General features: G+C 52.8%; 3 rRNA genes. All 3 read left to right on the top strand.

Annotation, left to right across the window (positions count from 1 at the left end):
- The first annotated feature begins 369 nt into the window (after positions 1-369).
- The 3 genes from JMN37_RS11070 to rrf all read left to right on the top strand — a co-directional run bounded on the left by JMN37_RS11070 (position 370) and on the right by rrf (position 5,688).
- Positions 370-1,886 (top strand): 16S ribosomal RNA (locus tag JMN37_RS11070).
- Positions 1,887-2,318: 432 nt separating this feature from the next.
- A 23S ribosomal RNA gene (locus tag JMN37_RS11065) occupies positions 2,319-5,402 on the top strand.
- Positions 5,403-5,569: 167 nt separating this feature from the next.
- Positions 5,570-5,688: ribosomal RNA gene (gene rrf, locus JMN37_RS11060) — 5S ribosomal RNA — on the top strand.
- The 16S, 23S and 5S rRNA genes sit together here, the layout of an rRNA operon.
- Positions 5,689-5,725: the final 37 nt, after the last annotated feature.

The raw sequence follows: 5,725 nt of genomic DNA, 5'->3' as shown, positions 1-5,725 counted from the left end.
TTGGGTGTGCGGTTGTTGTTTGAGAACTCGATAGTGTGCCAATGTACTTTTTATTTTTTGATTGCATTGACTTTTGGTTGCGTGCTGTGTGCCATGTTTGTGGTGTGTGCCGGCGGTGATGCTTGAACCTATGATTGGGTGTCACTGGTGTGGTGCAGATGCATGGTCATGTTGACTGTATTGGTTGATGTGGTTGTGACTGGTCCTGTTTTGCCCCGTCGGGTTGGGACTGGTTGTTTGTACTTTACTTTTTGTAATTTTAGGATTTTGCCAGACACTGGCGATGACTGTTTTGGTTGTTGTTGGTGGTTGGTTTGTTTTTGGTTAGGTTTTGGGCTTTTCACGGCCTTGTTTCTTTCTGAAATAGTTTTTGTGGAGAGTTTGATCCTGGCTCAGGATGAACGCTGGCGGCGTGCTTAACACATGCAAGTCGAACGGAAAGGCCAGTGCTTGCACTGGTACTCGAGTGGCGAACGGGTGAGTAACACGTGGGTGATCTGCCCTGTACTTCGGGATAAGCTTGGGAAACTGGGTCTAATACCGGATAGGACAACTTTTTGGATATTGTTGTGGAAAGCTTTTGCGGTATGGGATGAGCTCGCGGCCTATCAGCTTGTTGGTGGGGTAATGGCCTACCAAGGCGTCGACGGGTAGCCGGCCTGAGAGGGTGTACGGCCACATTGGGACTGAGATACGGCCCAGACTCCTACGGGAGGCAGCAGTGGGGAATATTGCACAATGGGCGCAAGCCTGATGCAGCGACGCCGCGTGGGGGATGAAGGCCTTCGGGTTGTAAACTCCTTTCGCTAGGGACGAAGCATTTTTGTGACGGTACCTGGAGAAGAAGCACCGGCTAACTACGTGCCAGCAGCCGCGGTAATACGTAGGGTGCGAGCGTTGTCCGGAATTACTGGGCGTAAAGAGCTCGTAGGTGGTTTGTCGCGTCGTTTGTGTAAGTCCACAGCTTAACTGTGGGACTGCAGGCGATACGGGCATAACTTGAGTGCTGTAGGGGAGACTGGAATTCCTGGTGTAGCGGTGAAATGCGCAGATATCAGGAGGAACACCGATGGCGAAGGCAGGTCTCTGGGCAGTAACTGACGCTGAGGAGCGAAAGCATGGGTAGCGAACAGGATTAGATACCCTGGTAGTCCATGCCGTAAACGGTGGGCGCTAGGTGTGAGTCCCTTCCACGGGATTTGTGCCGTAGCTAACGCATTAAGCGCCCCGCCTGGGGAGTACGGCCGCAAGGCTAAAACTCAAAGGAATTGACGGGGGCCCGCACAAGCGGCGGAGCATGTGGATTAATTCGATGCAACGCGAAGAACCTTACCTGGGCTTGACATGTAGCGGATCGCCGCAGAGATGTGGTTTCCCTTGTGGTCGCTATACAGGTGGTGCATGGTTGTCGTCAGCTCGTGTCGTGAGATGTTGGGTTAAGTCCCGCAACGAGCGCAACCCTTGTCTTATGTTGCCAGCACGTAATGGTGGGGACTCATGAGAGACTGCCGGGGTTAACTCGGAGGAAGGTGGGGATGACGTCAAATCATCATGCCCCTTATGTCCAGGGCTTCACACATGCTACAATGGTCGGTACAGCGCGTTTGCTACCTTGTGAGGGGATGCTAATCGCACAAAGCCGGCCTTAGTTCGGATTGGGGTCTGCAACTCGACCCCATGAAGTCGGAGTCGCTAGTAATCGCAGATCAGCAACGCTGCGGTGAATACGTTCCCGGGCCTTGTACACACCGCCCGTCACGTCATGAAAGTTGGTAACACCCGAAGCCAGTGGCCTGTCATGGGAGCTGTCGAAGGTGGGATCGGCGATTGGGACGAAGTCGTAACAAGGTAGCCGTACCGGAAGGTGCGGCTGGATCACCTCCTTTCTAAGGAGTTTATTTTTTGTTGGCTCACAGTTGTGGGCTTGTTTGTTGGTTGAGTCACCGTGGGTGTGGCTGCCAATTGTTGTTTCCGGGTGGAGACACACCAGTCACGGACTGTCATGCATTCGTGTGGTGGTTGTGGTTGTGGTGGTGCGTAACTGGTTGTGTAATCAAGAAAAGTAAATGTTGTGTGTGTTGGTGCACTGTTGGGTGTCTGAGGCAGCAGTTGTGTTGTCTTGATTGATTCCGCGTGTTGATCATTGACTTGTTTGGTTGGTGGTTGGTGTGTGGGGTGTGTTGTGTGAGAACTGTATAGTGGACGCGAGCATCTTTATTCTTGTGGAAGAATTTTTTGATTGTAAGTTTGCCTAACAACAAGTGATTGTCATGCTGTTTGTGTGTGGTGGTTGTTTGTTGTTTGTTTGTTGTGTGTTTTTGTTTTGTTACAAGGGCGTACGGTGGATGCCTTGGCATGCTTAGCCGATGAAGGACGTGTGAGGCTGCGTTATGCCTCGGGGAGTTGCCAACAAAGCGTTGATCCGAGGATGTCCGAATGGGGAAACCTGGCACTTGTTATGGAGTGTTACCTGCAGATGAATGTATAGTCTGTGTGGGGGTTACGCGGGGAAGTGAAACATCTCAGTACCCGTAGGAGAAGAAAACAATTGTGATTCTGCTAGTAGTGGCGAGCGAACGTGGATGAGGCTAAACCATGCGTGTGTGATACCTGGCAGGGGTTGCGCGTGTGGTGTTGTGGGCGATGATTGTGGGTATGCTGCCATGTACCCCTATGATGCGGCGTGTTAGCGGAAGTCACCTGGGATGGTGTGCCGGAGAGGGTGAGAGCCCCTGTACGTGAAGGCGTGTCGTGTTGTGGTGATTGTTTGCCCGAGTAGCAGTGGGCTCGTGGAATCTGCTGTGAATCTGCCGGGACCACCCGGTAAGCCTAAATACTAAGTGTGACCGATAGTGAATTAAGTACCGTGAGGGAATGGTGAAAAGTACCCCGGGAGGGGAGTGAAAGAGTTCCTGAAACCGTGCGCTTACAATCCGTCAGAGCACCGCGTGTGTGTGATGGCGTGCCTTTTGAAGAATGAGCCTGCGAGTCAGCGGCATGTCGCGAGGTTAACCCGTGTGGGGTAGTCGTAGCGAAAGCGAATCCTAATTGGGTGTTGTAAGTGGCATGTCCTGGACCCGAAGCGGGGTGATCTACCCATGGCCAGTGTGAAGCAGCTGTAAGAGGTTGTGGAGGCGCGAACCCACTTAGGTTGAAAACTGAGGGGATGAGTTGTGGGTAGGGGTGAAAGGCCAATCAAACTCCGTGATAGCTGGTTCTCCCCGAAATGCATTTAGGTGCAGCGTTATAGTAGTTTGCCGGAGGTAGAGCTACTGGTTGGTTGAGCGGGACTATCATCTTAGCAACATCAGCCAAACTCCGAATGCCGGTTAAGTGTTCTATAGCAGTGAGACTGTGGGGGATAAGCTTCATAGTCGAGAGGGAAACAGCCCAGATCGCCGGTTAAGGCCCCTAAGGGTGTACTAAGTGGAAAAGGATGTGGGATCGCGAAGACAGCCAGGAGGTTGGCTTAGAAGCAGCCATCCTTGAAAGAGTGCGTAATAGCTCACTGGTCGAGTGGTTCTGCGCCGACAATGTAGTGGGGCTCAAGTACACCGCCGAAGCCGCGGCATAGTTTTTACTATGGGTAGGGGAGCGTCGTGCATGGGGTGAAGCCATACCGTAAGGGGTGGTGGACTGTGTGCGAGTGAGAATGCAGGCATGAGTAACGAGAGATACGTGAGAATCGTATCCGCTGGATGACTAAGGGTTCCTGGGTCAAGTTCGTCTTCCCAGGGTGAGTCGGGTCCTAAGGCGAGGCCGACAGGCGTAGTCGATGGTCAACGGGTTGATATTCCCGTACCCGTATGCATGCGACAAAGAGTGAAGCGGTGATACTAACCACCCTGAACCGGCAACATGCGCACCACTTGTGGTGTGTGGTTGTTGGTGATGCGTGGGGCCTGATCCGTGGTAGTTCAGTGATGGGGTGACGCAGTCAGGTAGCCGCGCCAAGTGTTGGATATTCTTGGTGTAAGCGTGTGGCACGTCGACTAGTGAAATGCGGTCGATATTTTGTGTGAGGCGTGATGCGTAGCCCAATTGTTGGGTGATGGTGGTGATCCTTTGCTGTCGAGAAAAGCCTCTAGCGATGTGTGTGTATGGCCCGTACCCGAAACCGACACAGGTGGTCAGGTAGAGAATACTAAAGCGGTCGGGTGAACTGTGGTTAAGGAATTCGGCAAATTGCCCCCGTAACTTCGGGAGAAGGGGGGCCCTTGCTGGTTGCATGCCTTTTTCGGTGTGTTGCTGGTGGGGGTCGCAGAGAATAGAGGGGAGCGACTGTTTATCAAAAACACAGGTCCGTGCGAAGACGGTTAAGTTGATGTATACGGACTGACGCCTGCCCGGTGCTGGAAGGTTAAGAGGACCTGTTAGGACTCATGTCCGAAGCGGAGAATTTAAGCCCCAGTAAACGGCGGTGGTAACTATAACCATCCTAAGGTAGCGAAATTCCTTGTCGGGTAAGTTCCGACCTGCACGAATGGCGTAACGACTCCCCTGCTGTCTCAACCACAGGCCCGGTGAAATTGCAGTACGAGTAAAGATGCTCGTTTCGCGCGGCAGGACGAAAAGACCCCGGGACCTTCACTATAGCTTGGTATTGGTATTCGGTGCGGTTTGTGTAGGATAGGTGGGAGACTGTGAAGTGGTCACGCTAGTGATTATGGAGTCGTTGTTGAAATACCACTCTGACCGTAGTGGATGTCTAACCTTGGCCCATGATCTGGGTTGGGGACAGTGCCTGGTGGGTAGTTTAACTGGGGCGGTTGCCTCCCAAAATGTAACGGAGGCGCCCAAAGGTTCCCTCAGCCTGGTTGGCAATCAGGTGGTGAGTGTAAGTGCACAAGGGAGCTTGACTGTGAGACTTACAAGTCGAGCAGGGACGAAAGTCGGGACTAGTGATCCGGCACCTACTTGTGGATGTGGTGTCGCTCAACGGATAAAAGGTACCCCGGGGATAACAGGCTGATCTTCCCCAAGAGTCCATATCGACGGGATGGTTTGGCACCTCGATGTCGGCTCGTCGCATCCTGGGGCTGGAGTAGGTCCCAAGGGTTGGGCTGTTCGCCCATTAAAGCGGCACGCGAGCTGGGTTCAGAACGTCGTGAGACAGTTCGGTCTCTATCCGCCGCGCGCGTTGAAACTTGAAGAAGGCTGTCCCTAGTACGAGAGGACCGGGACGGACGTACCTCTGGTGTGCCAGTTGTTCCGCCAGGAGCAGGGCTGGTTGGCTACGTACGGGAGGGATAACCGCTGAAAGCATCTAAGCGGGAAGCCTGTTTTGAGATGAGGTTTCGTTTGAGGTTCCCTAGAGATGATGGGGTTGATAGGCCGGATCTGGTAGCACTGTGAGGTGTGTAAGGTGACTGGTACTAATTTACGCCGAGACTAAAACAAACACACACATGTTGGTGTTGGTTATGGTCAAATTAATGAGTGTTCTTCCGCGAGAAGAAAAAGAGTGTTTGCGTCCACTGTGCAGTGTCTGGCATGACATGCCTGTGCTGATTATTTGAATATTGTCGTTGTTATCAACAGTATTGTGTTGGCACGATTTTTTGGTCGTGTCGGTGGTTGATGGCGGCGGGGAAACGCCCGGTCCCTTTCCGAACCCGGTTAGCTAAGCCCGCCCGCGCTGATGGTACTGCACCTGGGAGGGTGTGGGAGAGTAGGTTACCGCCGGCCTATAACTTCATTTTCTTGTGTGTGGTGGGTTCCATTA

It is taken from the genome of Corynebacterium lipophilum, from assembly GCF_024102595.1.
GTDB lineage: Bacteria > Actinomycetota > Actinomycetes > Mycobacteriales > Mycobacteriaceae > Corynebacterium > Corynebacterium pseudogenitalium.
This window is presented reverse-complemented; position numbering and strand designations above follow the sequence as displayed.